The following is a 19,040-nucleotide window of genomic DNA, read 5'->3' on the forward strand; positions in this document are numbered from 1 at the left end:
TTGACCGGCACGTCTGCCGATCGAGGGAGTGTTCATTGGCCACGCCGTCAGCGGTGCCCGACATCCTGTCGCCCGAATTCGCCGCGGACCCGTATCCGTCCTACCGGACGATGCTCGACGAATTTCCGCTGATCAGGCAGGAGGCGAGCGGCGGCTACGTCATCTCACGCTATGAGGACGTGCAGCGCGCCTTCCGTGACCCGGTCTTCACCACCGACAACTACCAGTGGCAGCTCGAGCCCGTGCACGGGCGGACCATCCTGCAGATGAGCGGCCGGGAGCACGCCGTGCATCGCGCGCTGGTGGCGCCGGCGTTCCGCGGAAATGAGCTGCAGGAGAAATTCCTGCCGGTCATCGAGCGCAACTCCCGCGAACTCATCGAGCGTTTCGCCGCCCGTGGAACGGTCGATCTGGTGGCGGAATTCACGACGCGGTTCCCCATCAACGTCATCGCCGACATGCTGGGCCTGGACAAGGCGGATCACGACCGGTTCCACCGCTGGTACACCTCGATCATCGCGGTCTTCGGCAACCTGGCCGGCGACCCGGAGGTCGCGGCGGACGGCGAGCGGACCCGCCGCGAGCTGGGCGAGTACCTCATCCCGATCATCCGGGAACGCCGGGCGAACCCCGGGGACGACCTGCTGTCGACGCTCTGCGCCGCCGAGATCGACGGCACCCGGATGACCGACGACGACATCCGGGCCTTCTGCAGCCTGCTGCTCGCCGCCGGCGGCGAGACCACCGACCGGGCCATCGCCGCGCTGTTCCGCAACCTCCTCGAACACCCCGACCAGTTCGCCGCCGTACGCCGCGACCGCACGCTCATCCCGAAGGCGTTCGCCGAGACGCTTCGCTACACCCCGCCGGTCCACATGGTGATCCGTCAGGTGGCCGAGGACGTCATGCTCAGCGGCGGTACCGTGCCCGCCGGCGGCACCGTCGTCTGCGCGGTCGGCGCCGCCAATCGCGACCCCCGGCGTTACTCCCGTCCGGACGAGTTCGACGTCTTCCGCGACGACCTGGCCGCCTCGACCGCGTTCTCCGCGGCCGCCGACCACCTGGCCTTCGCGCTCGGGCGGCACTTCTGCGTGGGCGCCCTGCTGGCCAAGACGGAGGTCGAGGTGGCGACGAACCACCTGCTCGACGCCATGGACGACATCGCGTTCCGTGACGGCGCCGCGCCGCCCGAGCGGGGAGTGTTCACCCGCGGCCTCATGACGCTGCCCCTGAGGTTCCGGCCGGCGACGGCCGGCTCCTCCTCCGCGGTGGCGGCGCCGGCCGTCACCGGCTGATCAACCGGAGACGTACGACGGGGTGAACCCCACCGGCAGGTCGACCAGGCCGCGCATCCAGACGGACGGCGACCATCCCAGGTCCTCGGGCTCCACCGCCAGCAGCAGGTCCGGCAGCCGGTCGAGGAGCACCTCGACGGCGGCCTGGCAGATCACCTCGGCGAGCTCCGGTGCCGGATACGGGCACCGGTGCTCGCCGTAGCTGAACGACATCATGGCCTGGTTGCCGTCCGCGGGGGCGTCGGAGGTGGGCCGTACCCGCGGGTCGCTGTTGGCCGCCGCCAGGCCCAGGACGAGCAGGTCGCCGGTGTCGATCTGCTGCCCGCCGAGGAGGACCGGCCGGGCGGCCCACCGGCCCAGGTAGTTCTGCGTGGGCGTGTCCTCCCACAGCACCTCGTTCAGCGCATGGCCGACGCTGCGGCGGCCACCCGCGAGGTTCAGGGAGAACCGGTCGTCGGTCAGCATCAGCCGGACGGTGTTGCCGATCCAGTACGCCATCGGCTGCTGGGCGGCGGTCATCACCAGGACCAGGTCCGCGATGAGCTCCTCCTCCGTCAGGTTCGCGGAGTCGTTCAGCATGCGCGTCACGAAGTCCGGGCCCGGCTGCTCGCGCTTGTGCGCCACCAGCCGCTCCATGGTCGCGCAGATGCCCTGGTAGGCGTCGAGTGCGCCCTCGTCGCCGTTGACCGTGGTCATCATGTCCCGCAGCAGGCCCGGGGCCTCCTCCTCGGGCAGGCCGAAGATCTCCGCGAGGGCGAGCAGCGGCAGCGGATGCGCGTACTCGGCCATCAACTCGGCCTCGCCGCGCCCGGCGAACGAGTCGATCAGGTCGTCCGCGATCCTCTCGGCCCGGATCCGCAGGTCGAACTGGTCGACGTCGAACAGGCCGTTGCTGATCGCACCGGCGCGGCGCCGGTGCTCGTCGCCTTCGGCGAACAGCGTGGAGGGCTGGTAGCCGACGAAGGGCCGCAGCGGCCAGTCGGGCGGGATGTCGTCCCACTGGTTCCAGCGGCGGGAGTCGCGTGCGTAGATCTCCGGGTGACTGAGGACGTGATGGACCTCCCGGTAGCCGATCACGAACCAGGCGGGGATGTCCCCCTCGAGCAGGACGGGCACGACCGAGCCGTGCTCCTGCCGCATCTCGCGGTACAGCTCCGACGGATTCCGCAGGAACCTCGGCCCGTACAGCGGCAGGACGTCGGCGTGGGCGGGGCAGCCGCCCGGTGAGTCGTCGGCGGGGGCGGCGGGCACGGGCTCGGTCATGGCCTTCTTCCACGAAGCGGTCGGAATCCGCCGACGGCACACGCCGGCGGGACGTCACGGGTGGTGTGCGCGAGACTACGCGTCCAAGATCCGCCGGGGGCCTACATCCGGGCGAATTCCCCCGGGAATCGCGGCCGCCGACGCTCGGACCCGTTCCCCTGCCCGGCCGGGGCACGTACGGAGGACCCCTCGGAGACGGCGGCCGGCCGCTCCGAGGGGTCCGTGCGGCAGGTCAGCCGGTGACCGTCACCTCGATCCTCCCGGACACGCCGCCGCTGGTGACCGAGACGGTCGCGGTGCCCGTGCGACGGGCGGTGATGATCCCCGTCTCCGGATCGACCCTGACCACCCGCGTGTCGCTGGACGACCAGACGTGCGAGGCCGGGTCGGCGATCGGGAGCGTCAGCGCGGGCTGGTCGTCCCCGCCGACGGCCGTGCCGGTCGCCGTGAGCCGGCCCGAGTCGCCCTTTCGCAGGGAGGACGGGCCGGTGACCGCGATGGACGCCAGCACCGGCTCGACGGTGAACCCGATGCGGCCGGACGGGCCGACGTGGATCAGACCGAAGTTGTAGAAGCCGCCCTGATCCGCCGGCGCGTACGCGGGCATGCCGAGATCGGCGAAGGTGAACTGCGGAACGCCGTCGGCCGAGGGCTGTCCGAGCGGGTCGAGGATCTTCTCGGCGAAGCCGCGGGCGTGGCCGTACAGCATGATCACGTGAGTGCCGCGGTGCGTCTGCTGGTACCGCTGGATCAGCCGCACGTACATCCGCGCCTCCCACCGGTCGCCGAACTGGCTGTTCGCGGCCGGATGCGGGTCGTACGCCGGCATGTGCGTCACCACGAGCACCGCCGGGGAGCGGTTGCCGGTGAGCTGCCGGACCAGCCAGGGGAACTGCGCCTCGGCGGGGTTCTGGAAGGCGTCGGACGACTGCAGGCTGCCGTGCGCGTTGTCGGTCACGATGACGTTCGCGGGCCCGGAGGTGTAGGCGTAGTGGGTCTCGCCGAAGACCTTCGCGAAGTTCCCGTTCTCCGGCACCGCGCCCTGGCTGATCTCGTGGTTGCCGACGATGTCCCGGTACGGGACGCCGAGCGCGGCCATCTTCTGCCGGGCGAACTGCAGGTCGGGCAGTTCCCCGTCATCGGACATGTCGCCGAGGAGCTGCGCCCGGTCGGGCTTCAGCGCGGGGACCCGCTTCGCGATGGCGTCCATGACATCGGCGCTCGCCGAGCCCGGGTCCGACGCGACGAGGTGGGCGTCGTCCCCGGTGAGGAGCGTCGTGCCCTTCTTGTGGAAGTCGTCCGCGCTCTCCTCGTACGTCAGCCAGGACGGGTTCTTCGGTATGGCCGTGTACGGCGGCGCGACGACCGGGCGCGGGGAGTACAGCGCCTGCAGTCCGCTGACGTTCAGCGTGCCGCTCATCGTGGTCGCCGCGTTGATGCCGAGGAAGTCGATGAAGTTGATCTTCAGCGGGAACTTCATCGTCGACGGCAGCGCGGCGACGACGAGCCGCCAGTCCTTCCAGGTGACCGTCGTCGGGTAGAGGGTCGTCGTGAGGCCGTCGGCGCCGATATAGGACTCCGCCAGATTGATGCCGCTGCCGTCACCCTTGATCCACAGGCCGATGCCGGTGGGGTTCTTGCCCTCCGCGTCGGCCCCGGCCTGCAGCGTCGTCTTCGAGGACAGGACGAGCTGCTTGACCCCCTGCCCGGCGGGCACGGTGTACGTGAGCTGGAGCGAGCCGGAGGCGGTGGATCCGGGCGGCACGACGCCGGAGGCCAGGCTCGTCTGCGCCGGCTGACCGGTGGTGTTGCGCAGGTTCCAGTTGCCGACGTCGCTCATGTCGTCGATGACCTTGGAGACGCTGCCCACCGCGACGGTCGTGCTCGCCGACACTCCGCCCGACTCGGCGGTCACCGTGGCCAGGCCGCCCTTGGCGGCCGACGCGGTGAACGTCCCGTGCGCGTCGATGGTGCCCAGGTCGGACGGGCTGACCGTCCACCGGGCCACCTCCGCGGGGACGGGTACGGAGCCGTCGCCGGTGAGGGTGAACTGCTGGACCGACCCGTTGATGAGGTCCGGCTGGTCCGGGCTGATCGTCAGCGAGTGCAGCCGGTCGAGGACGCGCAGGGGCTCGGTCGCGGTCGCACGGCCGTTCCGGGCGACGATCTCTCCGGTGCCGGCGCGGTTCACGGTGAGCCGGCCGTTCTGCCACGAGCCGAGGGACGACGGCACGACCGTGACCTGCGTGGCGCCGGCGGCGGGGTTCTGTTCGGCGTCGGTCGCGTACACCGGGACGTCGACGGTCGCGCCGGGCACGGTGGTGACCGGCGTTCCGCCGTTGATGACGACCTTGCGCGCCGAACCGGCGGTGCCGGCCGTGGAGTAGACGAAGATGCCGTTCGCGACCGCGCGCTCGTGGCCGTCCGAGGGCGTGTTCATGACGGAGAGCCGGCCGTCGCCGGGCTTGCGCGCGACGAGTTCGCTCGAACCGCCGCCGTCGAACAGGATGGCGTCGTACGCGCCGTGGTCGAGCAGGTAGCCGGTGGCCTCGTCGGGTGTGACGCCGGACGCCCCGGTCGGGCCGGTACGCCCGTCGAGGACGACGAACGTCGCGTGCCGGCCGTCCTTGCTCAGGCCGACGGCGGTCTCCGGGTTGCGGCTGGGGTTCTTGCCGCCGGGTGGAGTGCCCACCGGGTCCTTGTACGCCGCGCCGTCCTTCACCAGGACGGTGGCGCCGCTGACCATCGTGGTCAGGGCGGGGGCCTTCTCCTCGATGGTCAGGATGTCGCCCACGTGGACGTTCGCGGCGAGCCACTGGCCGCCCGCGCCGGCCCCGGCCAGGCTCTCCTGCCCGGCGGTCAGGCGGGGTACCGAGGTGACGCCGGACGTGACAGCGTCGACCGTGAGACGGCCCCCGGCGGCGTGGCCGGTGACGACCGTCGCCGCGGCCACCGCCGTCGGACCGCCGAGGTCGGGGGTCAGCCGGCTGATCCCCCCGGCCGCGACGTCGGTGACGGTGTTCACGGACGTGATGGCGTGGCTCGTCCCGCCGTCGGTGACGGTGCCGCTGTAGGTCTGCGGGCCGATGACCATCGAGCCGTCCGGCTTGACGCCGAGGATGGCGTTGAAGTTCGGCTGCGGGCTCTTGAGCAGGCGGCCGTTCGCCATGATCCCGCCGATCGGCCGGCCGGTGGCGTTGATGTCGAAGTAGTCGCCGTTGATGCCGGCCACCGCGCCCGTACGCGTCCCCATGGAGGTGAGGGTCTCGTCCGAGGGGTAGGTGATCTGGTCTCCCGCCTCGACGGCGCCGATCCGTACGTTCGGGTCGGACAGGTCGACGTCGAGCACCTGCGTATGCTGGCGGCCGCCCACGGCGTCGTAGGTCTCGGAGTACTCGGCGACCCCGTGGGTGATCGGGTTCGACTCCGTCCGGCTCTGGTCGACGACGAGCGGCCAGTTGTCAGGGGTCTTGGGGAGCCAGGGCCCCGTCGCCGCGTCGGCACGTGGGGTGAGCCCGGCCGCCATGGTCGCGGTGACCACGGCGGTCAGGCCGATTCTGATGAGACGGTTCGCCGTTCGCACGGCGCCTCCCGGTGATGAGATGAAGCGAAACCTCTGCACCTCACCAGAAAGATATTTACGGGAGACGACGACTCGACGGCAAGATCCTTACCGACCGATGCATGATCGAGCGGTAAGGCGAGGACCGGTCAGCGGTCGACGGTCACCTCGAACAGCCGTTGCAACAGGGCGTGCAGAGAGGTCCGCTCGTCGCCGGTCAGTCCGGCGAGCATGTCCCGCTCGATGACCTCGCCCGCGCGGCGCAGGGTCCCGGCCGTGGTGCGGCCCTCCGCGGTGAGCCTGATCGTGTGGCGGCGCCGGTCGGCGGGGTCCCGGGTCCGCTCGATCAGCCCGCGGCGCTCCAGGAAGTCGACCACCGAGACGGCGTTCCGCGGGTCCACGCCGATCAGCTCGGCGAGGTGCTGCTGATGCGTGACCTTCACGGCCTCCAAGGTCATCAGTGCCCCGTAGTGATGCGGCGTCATGCCGTGCTCGGTCAGCATGCGCGCCCATCGCCGCCGCGACTCGGCACCGAGCCGGGTCAGCAGATAGCCCGTGCCGGCGCGGAACTCAGGCGGTGTAGCGGAAACACTCCCTGCTGGTTCGTGGCTTTTGTCCGCCATGCTGACGATCATACGCTCTTGCGGACATTCACCATGATGGTCATAGTTCATGGCCAATGGTAGGAGACAACGACGTTCTCACGCGTTACGGTCTGCACTGGCGATCAATGACATGAGTTCAGAGCGGAAGAACGCGGAGCGGACGATGGCCCCTCACCCCCCGGCGCCACCCGTCACAGGCCGACCCGTCACCGGCCGGCCCCCTGCCGGCCGATATCGCGGCGCCGGTCTGCTGCTGACCCTCCCCGCCGCCCTCCTGGCGCTCATCACCCTGATCGTGCCGACCGGCCAGACGATCGTGAAGAGTTTCCAGAGGTCCCAGCTCTTCGGCCGTTCCCACGATTTCGTCGGCCTCGACAATTACTTCAACGTCCTCAAGCAGGGTGACGTCTGGCGCGCGTTCGGCTTCTCGGTCCTGCTCGCCATCGTCCCGGTCATCGTCGCCGTGCTGATCGGCCCGGCGCTCGCCGCGGCCCTGGACGGGGCGGGAACGTGGCCCCGGCGGGTCGGCCGCGTCCTGCTGTCCCTGCCGCTCGTGGTCTTCTCCCCGGTGGCGGTCGCCGTCGCCTGGCACCTGGGACAGGCCGGCGCCGGGGGGAACGGAATCGCGAGGATCTTCGGCCGGATCGACAGCCCCGACAAGGCGTTCGCCGTCATCCCGCTGATCACGGCGGCGGCCACGTTCGGCGTGGTGTGCGGCCTGGCGCTGCTGGTCTTCCTGCCGGTCCTGCGCGGCCGCCGCGAAGGCCGGCGGATCACCCCGGCCATGCTCGCGGTCGCGTCGGTCGTCGCGCTCGCGGTGATCGCGACGAGCCTGCAGGCGTTCACCTTCCCGGCGGTGCTCGGCGACTCGCGGCGCTCGGTCGGTCCCGTCGGCCTGGGATACGGCAGGGCCTTCCGCCTGGCCGAACTGGGCCTCGGTTCGGCCCAGGACACCATCGTCGGCCTGATCCTGGCGGCCCTCGGCGTGGCCGCGGCCCTCATCGCGATCAGAACGGGCCTCGGCGTCAAGCTCGCCCCGGCACCCCCGCGCGGAACTCCGGAGCCCGGCCCGCGCCCGGACGCCGGCCGGTCGGCGATCGGGCTGCTGGCCGTGGTCGTCGTCCTGATCCTCACCGTCCTGGCCTCCTGGCCCTGGCTCTCCGCGCTGTTCTCCCACGGCTCCGGCGGCTCGGCCCACGACTCCACGGCCCGCCTCTACCTGAACACGTGGATCCCGCCGCTGCTGGGCGCGATCGTCTCCGTCGGCGCGGCGTTCCTGGCGGCACTGGGCATCGGCGGCCTCCGCCCGCTCGGCCGCCGCAGCGAGTGGCTCCTCCTGCCGTTCGCCCCGTGGCTGTTCGTCGGCATCGGCCCGCTCGCCATCGCCGACTACCAGAACGAGCGCGACCTCGACCTCCTCGGGAAGTTCCCCGCGCTGATCTCGCCGATCCTCGTGAGCGTCCCCGCCCTGTTCATCCTGACGCTGTTCTGCCGGAGACACGCGGCCCGGTGGCGGGCGCAACGCGCCGCCGGCGCCCCGGCCGGCCCATCGTTCTTCGCCACGGTCGTCGTCCCGGCGCTGCCCCTGGCGGGCCTGCTCGCCGGCGCGATCACCCTGATCGGAGCACAGGGCCTGCTGTGGCCGTCCATCGCCGGCGACGGCCCCGGCAACCAGACGGCGCCGCTCGAGCTGATCATCCGCGTCGAGCAGACCTTCGGCACCAACACCGGGACCGGACTGACGACGCCGATCGTCGTGGTCGTCCTGGCGCTCATCGCGCTGGCCGCGCTGCAGATCCTCTATCTCGACCGGCTCGTCATCACGACCGGCCCCGACGAGGAGGCCCTCGGAACCGTGCCGCCGTTCCAGCCCGCAGGACCACCCGTCCCGGTCCCAGGCCCCGGCCTCCCGCCGCCCACCGGGCCGTCATTCCCGTTGCCTCCCCCGCCCGGTTACGGCCCACCGCCCTCGTACGGGCCTCCCCCCGGCTACGCACCTCCACCGGGGTACGCGCCGCCGCCCGGCGGGCCGCCCCCTTCGCCCGCACCCACGACGCGCCCGGCCGATCCGGAGCCGGAGCCGCCGGCGGATCCGGAGGGCGCTCCCGAGATGCGGACGAGAAGCGATGGGGAGCCGTCACCCGCCGCGCGCGAGGACCCGGACGCGGCTCCGGCGGACACGCCGGCCGACGACCCACCGCAGCGCGCGGACGACTGAGGCGACCCGCAGAACCCGGAGGATGGATGCTTCGCCTGCCCACCAGGGAGCGGCGCGTCGAGAAATGCCGAGGCAGACGCCACGTACTGAGGACGCCGCGGCTGTTCCTGCAGACGGCCACGCTCCTCGACCTGAACATCGCCGCGGCCGCCGCCAGCGACCCGGAGGCGCAGCGGTGGCTCGGCTGGCCGCCCGGTGGCGTGATCCTGGAGGATTACCGGGATCGGCTACTCGCGAGACGGCCGGGTCGAGGTCGCCCGTTCCGGGGACCGGGCGACGACGTCGAATTGATCGCCATCGACCGGCAGAGCGGTCTCCTCGCCGGCTCCATCGGCGTGCGCTGCGCCGAAGGCGGGGAATGGGAGGTCGGCGGATACCTGGCTCCGCGTTTCCGATCTCAGGGTCTGGGCACCGAGCTTTTCGCCGGAGCCGCGGCGTTCGCCCACGATCACCTCGGCTTGGCGGTGGTCCACGCAGGCGCGGAGGTCTCGAACTCCGCGTCGATCGGCGCCCTGCTGTCGGCTGGTTTCGTCCCGATGGCGGGGCCGGAAGAACATGAACTCCCGGACGGCCGGGTCATCCCGAGCCGCTGGTTCCGCCATGAGTCCGACCGGCCGGCCACATGCGCCATTGCCGGGAGCCGGTGAGCCTAGATTCGGGCCCACACCCATTTGCCGCCCCGATCTGGAGTGGGTGTACAGCCCCATGCCAGAGCGGCGCTACGAACCAGGAGGAGTCCACGGCCACCGTTGTGGTCGAAGTCGTCGTCGTCCAGGTCGGCGAGCGGATCCGCGCTGACCTGCGGCGGCTCGGGTGCCGGGTCCCAGACGGACAGCACGCTCTCCGCGCCGTCCAATGTGATCATCACTTTGATCAGCTTTCCGGGCGCGGCCTTGACGGCATTGGTCGCGAGTTCGGAAATGATCAGCTCGGCGTCGGGGCACGTGTCCCGCCGACCATATTGCGCGATGACGATCGAAACCCACCGGCGAATGGCGGGGACGGCGCTCTCCGCAGCGGTAAAGGACAGCGCCTGGGACATCGGAAGGTGACCCATGGCCATGCCCGTCGTCTCTCGGCCGCACTTTCGCCGGCCGTATCCTCCGTTGACCGCACAATCGTCGTACCGCATTGTTACTGTCTGCATCGGCTTCATCTCCACACGTGAGCAACCCCCGTCTTGTGGACTCCGAATGGATGAGAACAATGCCGAAACCCCCCAAAGCCCTAACGCCGGATCAAAGTCTCGCCGCCTACTTCGGCTTCGAGGTGCGCAAGCACCGCGAGGGCGCGAGCCTGTCCCAAGCCGAGCTCGCCGACCACCTGCACTGGGCCAAATCCACGGTCGGCAACCTGGAGACGGCGTTCCGCTCCCCCACCGTCGACCACGCCAAGGACCTCGACCGCTTCTTCACCACCGACCGCTTCGGCTGGCTCCACGGCCTGATCGTCCGCGAGGAGCTCCCCGACTTCTTCCGCCCCTTCGCCCGCAGAGAGCCCGACGCGACGCACATCCGGATGTTCGAGCCACTCGTCATCCCTGGCCTGCTTCAGATCGAGGAGTACGCCCGCGCACTTCTGGCCACCGACCAGAGCCCGGATCAACTAGAGCAGGCGGTCGCGGCCCGAATGGAGCGGCAGAAGATTCTCTTCCGCAAGGAGCCCGCCCCACCTCGCCTCTGGATCGTTCTTGACGAGGGCGTCCTCAGACGACAGGTCGGTGGGGCGACGGTCATGCGGAAGCAGATCGAACATCTCCTGGCGATGGGTGAGCGCCACGACGTCACAATCCAGGTCGTTCCGTCATCGGTAGGTGAGTACATTGGCCTCGAAGGCGGCTTCTCGATCCTTAGCTTCGACGAAGGCTCCGATATGGCCTACGCGGAAGCGGCAGGCGGAGGGCACATGATTGAGCAGCAGAAGGACGTTGCTCGGACGATCACTCGCTTCGAGCTGATTCGCGCCCACGCCCTCAGCGTCAACGAAAGCACCAGATTGATCCGGGAGGCACTGTGAACGAACCTCAGCTCTTCACGGACTGGCGCAAGAGCAGCCGGAGCGGGAGCTCAGGCGGCAACTGCGTCGAAGTCGCCCAATCAATTGGTGAGGTGAGCAAGTGACCCGCAGTTGGCGCAAGAGCAGCCCTGGGGCCGCCTATCGCGGGCGCGTCCCCAGGTGCTGGGACAGGCGCAGCAGGTAGCCGTCCGGATCCTGCACGGCGAACTGCCGCACACCCACGACATCAACGGCTCGCTCGTACCAACGCTCTTCCAGCGGCAAGAACAAACCGCAGCCGGCGGCCAGCACGGCAGCATGGATCTGCTCGACGTCCTCCACCTCGACCGTGAGGTTGACGCCCCGCCCATAGGGGCGGTCGAGCTCCGCACGGGGATAGAGCCGGTCGCGGCTCAATGGCTTCTCCAGCATGAGCTCTGCCCCGCCTAGCTCCAGGTAGGCAAAACGCTCCTCCGGACGCGCGTAACGCACCTGGAACCCCAGCAGGCGATAGAAAGCCAGGCTGGCCTCGATGTCGGAGACGATCAATTCCGGAACCAGACACGACATCCCGCCACCCTGACGCACCTCAGGAATACTCGCAAATCACCATCCTGGCCAGCCGACGAAGCCCGTCCGGACAAGACGACCAACGGCGGAGCGGCAGACGCGCCATCCACTCTCCGCAGTGACGTTGATGTCTGTTTCCCGCCAGCATCGTTGCGCCGATGCTTCCTACGGTTGGCGGGTGAGAACTGATCTTTCCGGGGTCGATCAGCACCGCCGATTGCGTAGTCCTGTCATTTGGTTCATGTCGTTCGCGGCCGCGCTCGGGACAGCGACGATCTACCCGTTGCAGCCGGCGATCGCCGATGTGGCGAACTCGTTGGACGCCTCGCTCGCCGCTGTCGGGGTCGCTCTCGCGTGCGGGCCGATGGGTTACATGGTCGGACTCGGTCTCCTTGTCTCGCTGGTCGACCGATTTCCCCCGGGGCGGGTGCTGTCGGCGCAGGTCGGCGCTCTGGCGGCCGCCCTGTTCGTGAGTGCTGTCGTCGACAGCGTATGGGCGTTGGGGGCGGCAATCGGCGTGATCGGGGCCTGCTCGTCCGTTGGCGCAGGACTCAGTTCGGTGGTCGCCCGGCTCGCGTCCCCGCATCGGCGAGCAACGATGCTGGGGATCGTGACCGCCGGGATATCGGCGGGAATCCTCGCCGGCCGGATCGTCGGCGGCTGGCTTGCCGAGGTCATCGGCTGGCGTGGCATGCTCATGGGGTTCGCCGCGGCCTGTGCGGCCGTCGCGGTGGGCCTGCTGCTGGTCGTGCCAGGAACTCGGGGAAAGGCTGAGCGTGGTTATCTCGCCACGCTGAGGTCGATCCCGGGCCTGCTCGTCCGCTACCGGGCGTTGCGGCTGGCCGCCACCCGTGGTGCCCTGTGGTTCTTCGCGTTCTGCGCGATGTGGGCTGGGCTGGCGGTCGCGCTCTCGGAGCCCCCGTACTCGTACTCAGCCGAGCGTATTGGCATTTACGGATTCGCTGGACTCCTCGGGATTCTCGCCACTCGGGTTTCGGGCATCTACACCGATCGCGTGGGCGCGCGCCGCGTGATCCTCGTAGGTCTCGTGATCGCCGGAGCCGCGGCGGCAACCATCGGGTTCGTACTCCCGAGCGCTGCCGCGACCTTGGCCTGTCTAGCGCTGTTCGACGCAGGTCTGTTCGCTGCGCAAGTCGCGAATCAAAGCACCATCCTCGCGATCGATCCCGAGGCCCCCGCACGGTTCAACAGCGCCTACATGCTCGTCTACTTCGTCGGCGGAAGCCTCGGCACTGCTTTCGGGGCGGCGGCCGTCGAACGGTTCGGCTGGCCGGCGACAGCCACGATCACCGCAGCCGCCATCACGGTTGCCGCAGCGATCACGCTGCGCGCGGACGATCGCTCGATTTGATCCACTTCCACATGGTGCGCTCACGACCATGTCGTTAGGAGTTCTCAGTGCCACGTGCGCCTGATCAGTACGACGATCCCCGTACGCCCCTGCCAGGTCACTCCGCGCGACCGAGGCCCGTACATTCACCGAGCGTCGCGGACAACCGGGATCAGTGCGAGCGATCAGCACTGTCTCGAGGGATCAGGTGCGGACGGAACGGGCGACTCCGACGAAACACCTATCCGCGAGGCACCCTGCTTCCCCGGGCCGTCTACTCAGGCGAAAAATCGTCTCGCCTGAGTAGACGGCCCGGGGCGCGATGGGGTCACCCGGCGAGCGGGCGAGGACACTCAGTCCGTCTCGTTACGCGCCATTCCCGGCGTGATTCGCCGCGTGGGCGTCGTGGTGCTCGCGGGCGGTGGTGATGTCCGGGCCGTGCAGGACCGCCCAGTCCGCGAGGGCGGACAGCGGGCCTAGGAAGGTACGGCCGAGGTCGGTCAGGTCGTACTCCACGCTCGGCGGCACGCTCGGATGCACGGTCCGGCTGACGAAGCCGTCGCGTTCGAGGCCACGCAGGGTGCGCGTCAGCATCCGCTGGCTGATGCCCTCGATCGACCGGTGCAGTTCGTTGAAGCGGTACGACCGCTTCCCCAGCAGGATCAGGATCAGCACGCTCCACCGATCTCCGGCGCGACGCAGGACGTCCGTCACCGGGCACGCCTGGTGTTCCGCCGTCGGCACCGGAATAGGAAGCGGCGCGGTCAGCACCGAGGGCACACCGGTGTGCGTATCAGACATCGAACTGCCTTCTTTCGGCCGTACGAACGCTTGCCGATGATTGTCGCCGAATGGTCGATGGCAGAGGAGCGAGCGCATGTCCGGCGATAGGACGAAGACAGTGGTGATCAGTGGTGGCACCGACGGAATGGGCCGTGCGACCGCGCTCGCGCGTCTCGCCCGGGGCGACACCGTGATCGCCATCGGCAGCGGTGAGGCGAAGGGGCGGGCACTGGTCGAGGAGGCCGCTCGCCTGGGAGCCGACGATCGGTTCCACTTCCTGCGCGCGGATCTCAGCGTCGTCGGGGAGGTCCGCCGCGTGGGGCGTGAGATCACGGACCGGCATCCGGTGGTCGACGCGCTCGTCCTGTGCGCGAACCGGCACAGCCCGAAACGACGGGAGACCGTCGACGGCCTTGAGTTCACGTTCGCGTTGTACTACCTGAGCCGGTATCTGCTGGGCGACCTGCTGCGTCCGGCGATGGACGCGGCGCCCGCGCCGGTGATCGTGAACGTGGCCGGGGTCGGCAACACGGCCGGCTCCGTGCACTGGGACGACCTGCAGTTGCGCGGCAAGTACAGCGGTATCCAGGCTCAGCTTCAGGCGGGCCGGGCCAACGACCTGCTCGGCGTAGCATTCGCCGAACGGGCGGCCGGCAAGGCCCGATACGTCCTCTACCACCCCGGCTTCACGCGCAGCGGAGACCTGTCGCCGCTGAATCCCCTGGTTCGCGGCCTGATCAAGCTGCTGGCACTCTTCAAGGCCCGGCCGGTGGAGGCATCGATCCGTCCGATCGTCGAGTGGGTCGACGAACCACCCTCCGCTCCGCTCACCGCGATCGACCGCGGCAGGCCGGTCGACCGATCGCTGTCCACTCTCGATACGAATGACGCCGAACGCCTCGCTGCGCTCACCGAGGACCTGCTGCGTACACTGCGCCGCCCCTAGCCTGATCCGGATGGTGCCGTTCTGTCCCGATCGTGGCGATCCCCTCGCGGCCGAGGGCGTCCCGGGAGTCGGAGACGCCCGGCGCAGCGTGAGTCAGGAGCCGGGGCGGGGGCGGTCGTGGCGGGGGGCGGGGCCGAACTCCTCCTCCAGGCGGGACAGCAGGGCGCCGAGCAGGGAGTTCAGCCGGTCGAGCTCGTCCTCATCGAAGGCGCCTCCGAACAGGCGGCGCTCCTCCATCGTGCGCCGGGCCGTGGCGGCGCTCCAGAGACGGTGGCCCTCCTCGGTCAGCCGGATCGGGCGGCTGCGGCCGTCCGTGGCCGGCGCGGGCTCGACGAGGCCGGCGCGGGTGAGGCGGTCGACGCGGACGCTGATCGTGCCGGAGGTCAGGCCCAGCGCGTCGGCCAGCTGCTTGGGCGTGCGCTCGTACGGCGGGCCGGAACGCCGCAGGACGGACAGCGCCGCCCAGTCGCCGACGGTGATCGACTCATGGCCGGCCGCCCGCTCGAGGATCCGCTCGAAGAGACGGGCGATCCGGCCGATCCGCTGGCGGGCCGCCTCCACGCCGGGGTCGACGCCGGAGGGCATCTGCCCGATCCACCGGGGCAGGCCGGCGCCGACCGAGTCGGGCGGCGTCTCTCCGTGTTCTACGGCCACTGGACACTTCCTTGAGTCTCAAGATACTTTGCCTTGAGTCTCAAGGTATCCAATCGAGGGGATCGAGCATGCCTGATATCGACAACGACCCCCGCGTGTGGTTCATCACCGGCACCAGCACCGGTCTCGGGCGTGCGATCGCCGACGCCGCGCTGGCCCGTGGTGAGCGCGTCGTCGCCACGGCGCGGGATCCGCAGACCGTCAAGGACCTCGTCGAGCGGGCACCGGAGCTCGTCCGCGCGGTCGCGCTCGACGTCACCGACCCGGCCCAGGTCGCCGCCGCCGTCGGCACCGCGATCGAGGAGTTCGGCCGGATCGACGTGCTGGTCAACAACGCCGGTCACGGGCTGATCGGCGCGCTGGAGGAGCTGTCCGACGAGCAGATCGACGCGGTGCTCGCGACGAACGTGCTCGGCGTCATCGGCGTGACCCGCGCGGTGCTGCCGCACATGCGGGCGCGGCGGCGGGGTCACATCGTGCAGATGTCCTCGGTCGGCGGCGCGGTCGGCAACCCCGGCCACGCCATCTACGCGACCTCCAAGTTCGCGCTGGAGGGGATGTCCGAGGCGCTGGCCGGCGAGGTCGGGCCGCTGGGCATCCGGGTGACCATCGTCGAGCCGGGCCCGTTCCGTACGGACTTCGCCGGCCGGTCCATGCGGTTCGCCGACCCGATCGACGACTACCGCGACACCCCGGCCGGCGCGCTGCGGCAGCGCTTCTCCGCCCAGGACGGCGTGCAGCCGAACGACCCGGCCAAGGCCGCCGAGGCGATCATCAAGGCGGTCGACGACGAGGACTCGCCGCTGCGTCTGCCGCTCGGCCCCGAGGCGGTGGAGCGGATCCGGCGGAAGCTGCGCCGCCAGCTCGCCGACCTGGACGCCTGGGAGCGGGTGTCGCTCGACACGCGGTACTGATCAGCGGAAGTCGTCGGCGTGACAGGCGGCCCACTCGGCGTACGTGTGAGGCTCCCGCCCGATGAGGTCGGCCGGGGCGGGCGACACCCCGGCCATCTCCTTCGACTCCGCGCGCATCGCGATCAGGGCGTCGGCGATCTCGGCGGGCATGTGCGGGGACATGGCGGCACGGAACTCCTCCGGCGACAGCCCGTCGAACCGCAGCTCACGGCCGAGCACCGCACCGAGCACCGCGACCCGCTGCGGGTCGGTGAGCGCCTCGGGCCCGGTCAGGAGGTACGTCCGGCCCGCGTGGCCGTCGTCGAGCAGCGCTCGTACGGCGACGGCGGCGATGTCGCGCTCGTCGATCGGCGTGGAGGCCGCGTCGTCCCCGAGCCAGCGGACGACGCCGGTGGCCCGGATCTGCGGGGCCCAGTTCCGGTCGTTGCTCATGAAGGCGCTGGGCCGCAGGATCGTCCACGGCAGCCCGGAGTCCCGCACGGCCCGCTCGATGGCCTCGTGGCGGCGCCCGATCGCGTTCGGCCGCTCGTACGTCACCGCCGACGCGGACATCAGCACGACGTGCCGGAGCCCGGCCCGCTTCCCCGCGGCGAGGAACCCCTCCATGGCGCCGGACAGCGGGAAGAGGAACACCCGCTCGACGCCGCGCAGCGCGGCGGGCAGCGTCTCGGGCTCGGTCAGGTCGCCCCGCACGACCTCGACGCCGTCCGGCAGGCCGGCCTGGTCCGGTCGGCGGGTCATCGCCCGCACCTCGGCGCCCTCTCGCAGCAGTTGCTCGACCACCTGGCGGCCGACGTTCCCGGTCGCTCCGGTCACGAGGATCACGGCCGGCTCCCTTCGGACGTGCGAACACTCCGGATCCATGAATACAGGGACGGAGGCTCGAGAGCGACCATGTTCAACCGCGCCTCGGCAGAAGACGAAGCCCGTCAGCCGCGCAGGTGGGCGAGGACGGCGAGCACGCGGCGGTGATCGTCCGGGGCGGGCGGCAGATCGAGCTTCATGAAGATCGAGCCGACGTGCTTGACGACGGCCGCCTCGGTGACGACCAGCCGGCGGGCGATGGCGCCGTTCGAACGGCCTTCGGCCATCAGCTCCAGCACCTGGCGCTCCCGGTCGGTCAGCCGCCGCAGCGGTGAGCCGTCGTGCCGCTCGGACAAGAGCCGCCGGACGACCTCCGGATCGATCACGGTGCCGCCCTCGGCGACGCGGATCAGTCCGTCGATGAACTCGGCGACGTCACCGACCCGGTCCTTCAGCAGGTAGCCGACGCCGCCGCCGGTCTGCAGCAGGTCGGCGGCGTAGGACCGCTCGACGTACTGCGACAGCACCAGCACGGGCAGCCCGGGATGGTCGCGCCGCAGCTCCAGCGCGGCCCGCAGCCCCTCGTCGCGGTGGCCGGGCGGCATCCGCACGTCGGTGACGACGATGTCCGGCCGGTCGGCGGCGACGGCGGCGACCAGTGCCGGAGCGTCGCCGACCGCCGTCGTCTCGTGGCCGAACCGGCCGAGGATCTGGATGAGGCCCTCGCGTAGCAGCACCGAGTCCTCGGCGAGCACTACTCGCACGGCATCTCCACCCGGATGATCGTAGGACCGCCGGGCGGGCTGGACAGCCGGAGGGTTCCATCGTGGACGGCCACCCGGTCGGCGAGGCCCTGCAGGCCCGTGCCCCGCCCGGGGTCCGCTCCGCCCGCGCCGTCGTCGCGGATCTCGGCGATGAGCAGCCGGCCGAGCACCCGCGCGAACACGCGGGCCCGCCGGGCGCCGCCGTGCTTCGCCGCGTTGGTGAGGGCCTCGGCGACGACGAAGTACGCGGCCGACTCGATCTGCTCGGGCGGGCGTACGGGCAGGTCGACGTCCACCTCGACGGGCACCGGGGAACGCTCGGCCAGGGCCCGTACGGCCGCCTCCAGGCCCCGGTCGGTCAGGATCGAGGGATGGATGCCCCGGACGAGGTCACGGAGTTCGGTCAGCGCCGCGCGCGCCTCGTCCTGCGCCTTGCCGATCAGCTCGCGATCCCCGTCGAGCCGGGCCAGGCCCAGCAGCATGATCAGTCCGGTGAGCCGTTGCTGCGCGCCGTCGTGCAGGTCGCGTTCGATGCGCCGCCGCTCGGCCTCGAACGCGCCCGCCATCCGGGCGCGCGAGGCGGTCACCGCGACCAGCCGCTCCCCCAGCTCCGCCTCGCCGGACGGCACGAGGAGCGCGCGGGCCAGCGCCGCGCGTGCCGCCGCCAGCAGCGTCACGACGTACAGGCCGGCCACGGCCACCGCGAATCCGATGGGGACGACCGCCCACGCCTCACCCGGCGTGTCGATCGTCGCCAGCGAGCCGTACTGGATCCGTTCGCCGCCGCGCACCAGCGCCGGCGCGGCGATCTGCGTCGCCGCGAAGGCGGCCACGTTGAAGACCACGGCGGCGTCGAACACCGACAGCACCCCGTGCAGGAGCGCGTAGCCGAGTTCCCGCCACGACGCGGTCTCCCGCAGCCGGAAGCGGAGCCACGGCCGAAGCCCCGGCCGCGGCACCGCGCCGTGCGGCGAGGGGGCCGGGCGCGGGTCCAGCCAGCGCAGCCGCCGGCGTTCGACCGCGGCCAGTGCGACCGCGAGCAGCGGGACGCAGGCCAGCAGGACGACCCCGGCGACGACCGGCGTCAGGGCCGCGCCCACGAGCAGCAGCGTGAGGATCAACCCGAGCGAGACCAGGCCGATCGGCACTCCGGTGATGACGTACGCGAGCGCCCGCCAGGGCCATGACGAGAGAAGGAACCGCAGCGGGTTCCGGGCCATCGCCCGCCAGACCGTCGTGCGCCCGCGCACGCCTTGATCCCCGGTCCCGCTCACGGCACGACCGTACGCGACCAGGCCGCCGACGGTCGGTCGAGG

Annotated in this window: 18 protein-coding genes; 8 read left to right on the forward strand and 10 right to left on the reverse strand. The window is 70.7% G+C overall.

Annotated features, from left to right (window positions below; genetic code table 11):
• Nucleotides 1-35 precede the first annotated feature (35 nt).
• Nucleotides 36-1,295: a cytochrome P450 gene (locus tag NDW01_RS26790; protein ID WP_252825232.1), complete on the forward strand. Its 1,260-nt coding sequence runs from the start codon at nt 36-38 to the stop codon at nt 1,293-1,295.
• Here NDW01_RS26790 and NDW01_RS26795 read toward each other — a convergent pair whose 3' ends face one another.
• The 3 genes from NDW01_RS26795 to NDW01_RS26805 form a co-directional block, all read right to left on the reverse strand.
• Nucleotides 1,296-2,558, reverse strand: coding sequence for a cytochrome P450 (locus NDW01_RS26795; RefSeq protein ID WP_252825234.1), 1,263 nt, complete (start codon nt 2,556-2,558; stop codon nt 1,296-1,298).
• Nucleotides 2,559-2,790: 232 nt separating this feature from the next.
• Nucleotides 2,791-6,141 carry a phosphodiester glycosidase family protein gene (locus NDW01_RS26800; protein WP_252825237.1) on the reverse strand — a complete coding sequence of 1,117 codons (3,351 nt, stop codon included), beginning with the start codon at nt 6,139-6,141 and terminating at the stop codon, nt 2,791-2,793.
• 128 nt (nt 6,142-6,269) lie between these two features.
• Complete coding sequence (locus tag NDW01_RS26805) at nt 6,270-6,743, reverse strand: MarR family winged helix-turn-helix transcriptional regulator (RefSeq protein WP_252825241.1); 474 nt, start codon at nt 6,741-6,743, stop codon at nt 6,270-6,272.
• Nucleotides 6,744-6,888: 145 nt separating this feature from the next.
• Between NDW01_RS26805 and NDW01_RS26810 the strand changes: the two genes are divergently transcribed.
• Both NDW01_RS26810 and NDW01_RS26815 read left to right on the forward strand, forming a co-directional pair.
• A complete protein-coding gene (locus tag NDW01_RS26810; protein ID WP_252825817.1) occupies nt 6,889-8,943 on the forward strand; it encodes a hypothetical protein in 2,055 nt (684 codons plus the stop codon).
• A gap of 26 nt (nt 8,944-8,969) precedes the next feature.
• Nucleotides 8,970-9,590 (forward strand): GNAT family N-acetyltransferase, encoded by a 621-nt coding sequence (locus NDW01_RS26815; RefSeq protein WP_252825243.1) that lies wholly within the window; start codon nt 8,970-8,972, stop codon nt 9,588-9,590.
• Nucleotides 9,591-9,592: 2 nt separating this feature from the next.
• Here the strand turns inward: NDW01_RS26815 and NDW01_RS26820 are convergent, their stop codons facing one another.
• Complete coding sequence (locus NDW01_RS26820; protein WP_252825245.1) at nt 9,593-9,985, reverse strand: ATP-binding protein; 393 nt, start codon at nt 9,983-9,985, stop codon at nt 9,593-9,595.
• 164 nt (nt 9,986-10,149) lie between these two features.
• On the opposite strand from NDW01_RS26820, the gene NDW01_RS26825 reads away from it, so the two are divergent.
• Nucleotides 10,150-10,959, forward strand: a complete 810-nt coding sequence (locus NDW01_RS26825) for a helix-turn-helix domain-containing protein (protein WP_252825257.1) — start codon at nt 10,150-10,152, stop codon at nt 10,957-10,959.
• Nucleotides 10,956-11,063, forward strand: coding sequence for a DUF397 domain-containing protein (locus NDW01_RS44445; RefSeq protein WP_406567764.1), 108 nt, complete (start codon nt 10,956-10,958; stop codon nt 11,061-11,063). The genes NDW01_RS26825 and NDW01_RS44445 overlap by 4 nt, the downstream gene beginning before the upstream one ends.
• Nucleotides 11,064-11,097: 34 nt before the next feature.
• Here the strand turns inward: NDW01_RS44445 and NDW01_RS26830 are convergent, their stop codons facing one another.
• Nucleotides 11,098-11,487, reverse strand: coding sequence for a bleomycin resistance protein (locus NDW01_RS26830; RefSeq protein ID WP_252825259.1), 390 nt, complete (start codon nt 11,485-11,487; stop codon nt 11,098-11,100).
• Nucleotides 11,488-11,635: 148 nt separating this feature from the next.
• Here NDW01_RS26830 and NDW01_RS26835 point away from each other — a divergent pair, with 148 nt between their 5' ends.
• The gene (locus NDW01_RS26835; RefSeq protein ID WP_252825784.1) at nt 11,636-12,880 is read left to right on the forward strand and encodes an MFS transporter; all 1,245 of its coding nucleotides are present in this window, start codon (nt 11,636-11,638) and stop codon (nt 12,878-12,880) included.
• Nucleotides 12,881-13,225: 345 nt separating this feature from the next.
• Here NDW01_RS26835 and NDW01_RS26840 read toward each other — a convergent pair whose 3' ends face one another.
• Nucleotides 13,226-13,660 (reverse strand): winged helix-turn-helix transcriptional regulator, encoded by a 435-nt coding sequence (locus NDW01_RS26840; RefSeq protein ID WP_252825262.1) that lies wholly within the window; start codon nt 13,658-13,660, stop codon nt 13,226-13,228.
• Nucleotides 13,661-13,736: 76 nt separating this feature from the next.
• Here NDW01_RS26840 and NDW01_RS26845 point away from each other — a divergent pair, with 76 nt between their 5' ends.
• Nucleotides 13,737-14,588 (forward strand): SDR family NAD(P)-dependent oxidoreductase, encoded by an 852-nt coding sequence (locus NDW01_RS26845; RefSeq protein WP_252825264.1) that lies wholly within the window; start codon nt 13,737-13,739, stop codon nt 14,586-14,588.
• A gap of 93 nt (nt 14,589-14,681) precedes the next feature.
• On the opposite strand, the gene NDW01_RS26850 is transcribed toward NDW01_RS26845, so the two are convergent.
• A complete protein-coding gene (locus NDW01_RS26850; protein WP_252825267.1) occupies nt 14,682-15,242 on the reverse strand; it encodes a MarR family winged helix-turn-helix transcriptional regulator in 561 nt (186 codons plus the stop codon).
• 68 nt (nt 15,243-15,310) lie between these two features.
• Here NDW01_RS26850 and NDW01_RS26855 point away from each other — a divergent pair, with 68 nt between their 5' ends.
• Nucleotides 15,311-16,156 (forward strand): SDR family oxidoreductase, encoded by an 846-nt coding sequence (locus tag NDW01_RS26855; RefSeq protein WP_252825270.1) that lies wholly within the window; start codon nt 15,311-15,313, stop codon nt 16,154-16,156.
• On the opposite strand, the gene NDW01_RS26860 is transcribed toward NDW01_RS26855, so the two are convergent.
• From NDW01_RS26860 to NDW01_RS26870, 3 genes are all read right to left on the reverse strand, one after another.
• Nucleotides 16,157-16,981 (reverse strand): SDR family oxidoreductase, encoded by an 825-nt coding sequence (locus NDW01_RS26860; RefSeq protein WP_252825272.1) that lies wholly within the window; start codon nt 16,979-16,981, stop codon nt 16,157-16,159.
• Nucleotides 16,982-17,085: 104 nt separating this feature from the next.
• Nucleotides 17,086-17,724: a response regulator transcription factor gene (locus NDW01_RS26865; protein ID WP_252825274.1), complete on the reverse strand. Its 639-nt coding sequence runs from the start codon at nt 17,722-17,724 to the stop codon at nt 17,086-17,088.
• Nucleotides 17,715-18,998, reverse strand: coding sequence for a sensor histidine kinase (locus NDW01_RS26870; RefSeq protein ID WP_252825276.1), 1,284 nt, complete (start codon nt 18,996-18,998; stop codon nt 17,715-17,717). The genes NDW01_RS26865 and NDW01_RS26870 overlap by 10 nt, the downstream gene beginning before the upstream one ends.
• Between the last annotated feature and the right edge of the window lie 42 nt (nt 18,999-19,040).

This window comes from Actinoallomurus soli, from assembly GCF_024055715.1.
Taxonomy (GTDB): domain Bacteria; phylum Actinomycetota; class Actinomycetes; order Streptosporangiales; family Streptosporangiaceae; genus Actinoallomurus; species Actinoallomurus soli.

Coding starts and splice junctions, on each gene's coding strand:
- NDW01_RS26820 (WP_252825245.1), bottom strand. CDS start 9,985: ATGTCCCAGGCGCTGTCCTTTACCGCTGCGGAGAGCGCCGTCCCCGCC.
- NDW01_RS26835 (WP_252825784.1), top strand. CDS start 11,636: ATGTCTGTTTCCCGCCAGCATCGTTGCGCCGATGCTTCCTACGGTTGG.
- NDW01_RS26795 (WP_252825234.1), bottom strand. CDS start 2,558: ATGACCGAGCCCGTGCCCGCCGCCCCCGCCGACGACTCACCGGGCGGC.
- NDW01_RS26815 (WP_252825243.1), top strand. CDS start 8,970: ATGCTTCGCCTGCCCACCAGGGAGCGGCGCGTCGAGAAATGCCGAGGC.
- NDW01_RS26825 (WP_252825257.1), top strand. CDS start 10,150: ATGCCGAAACCCCCCAAAGCCCTAACGCCGGATCAAAGTCTCGCCGCC.
- NDW01_RS26845 (WP_252825264.1), top strand. CDS start 13,737: ATGTCCGGCGATAGGACGAAGACAGTGGTGATCAGTGGTGGCACCGAC.
- NDW01_RS26840 (WP_252825262.1), bottom strand. CDS start 13,660: ATGTCTGATACGCACACCGGTGTGCCCTCGGTGCTGACCGCGCCGCTT.
- NDW01_RS26810 (WP_252825817.1), top strand. CDS start 6,889: ATGGCCCCTCACCCCCCGGCGCCACCCGTCACAGGCCGACCCGTCACC.
- NDW01_RS26805 (WP_252825241.1), bottom strand. CDS start 6,743: ATGGCGGACAAAAGCCACGAACCAGCAGGGAGTGTTTCCGCTACACCG.
- NDW01_RS26855 (WP_252825270.1), top strand. CDS start 15,311: ATGCCTGATATCGACAACGACCCCCGCGTGTGGTTCATCACCGGCACC.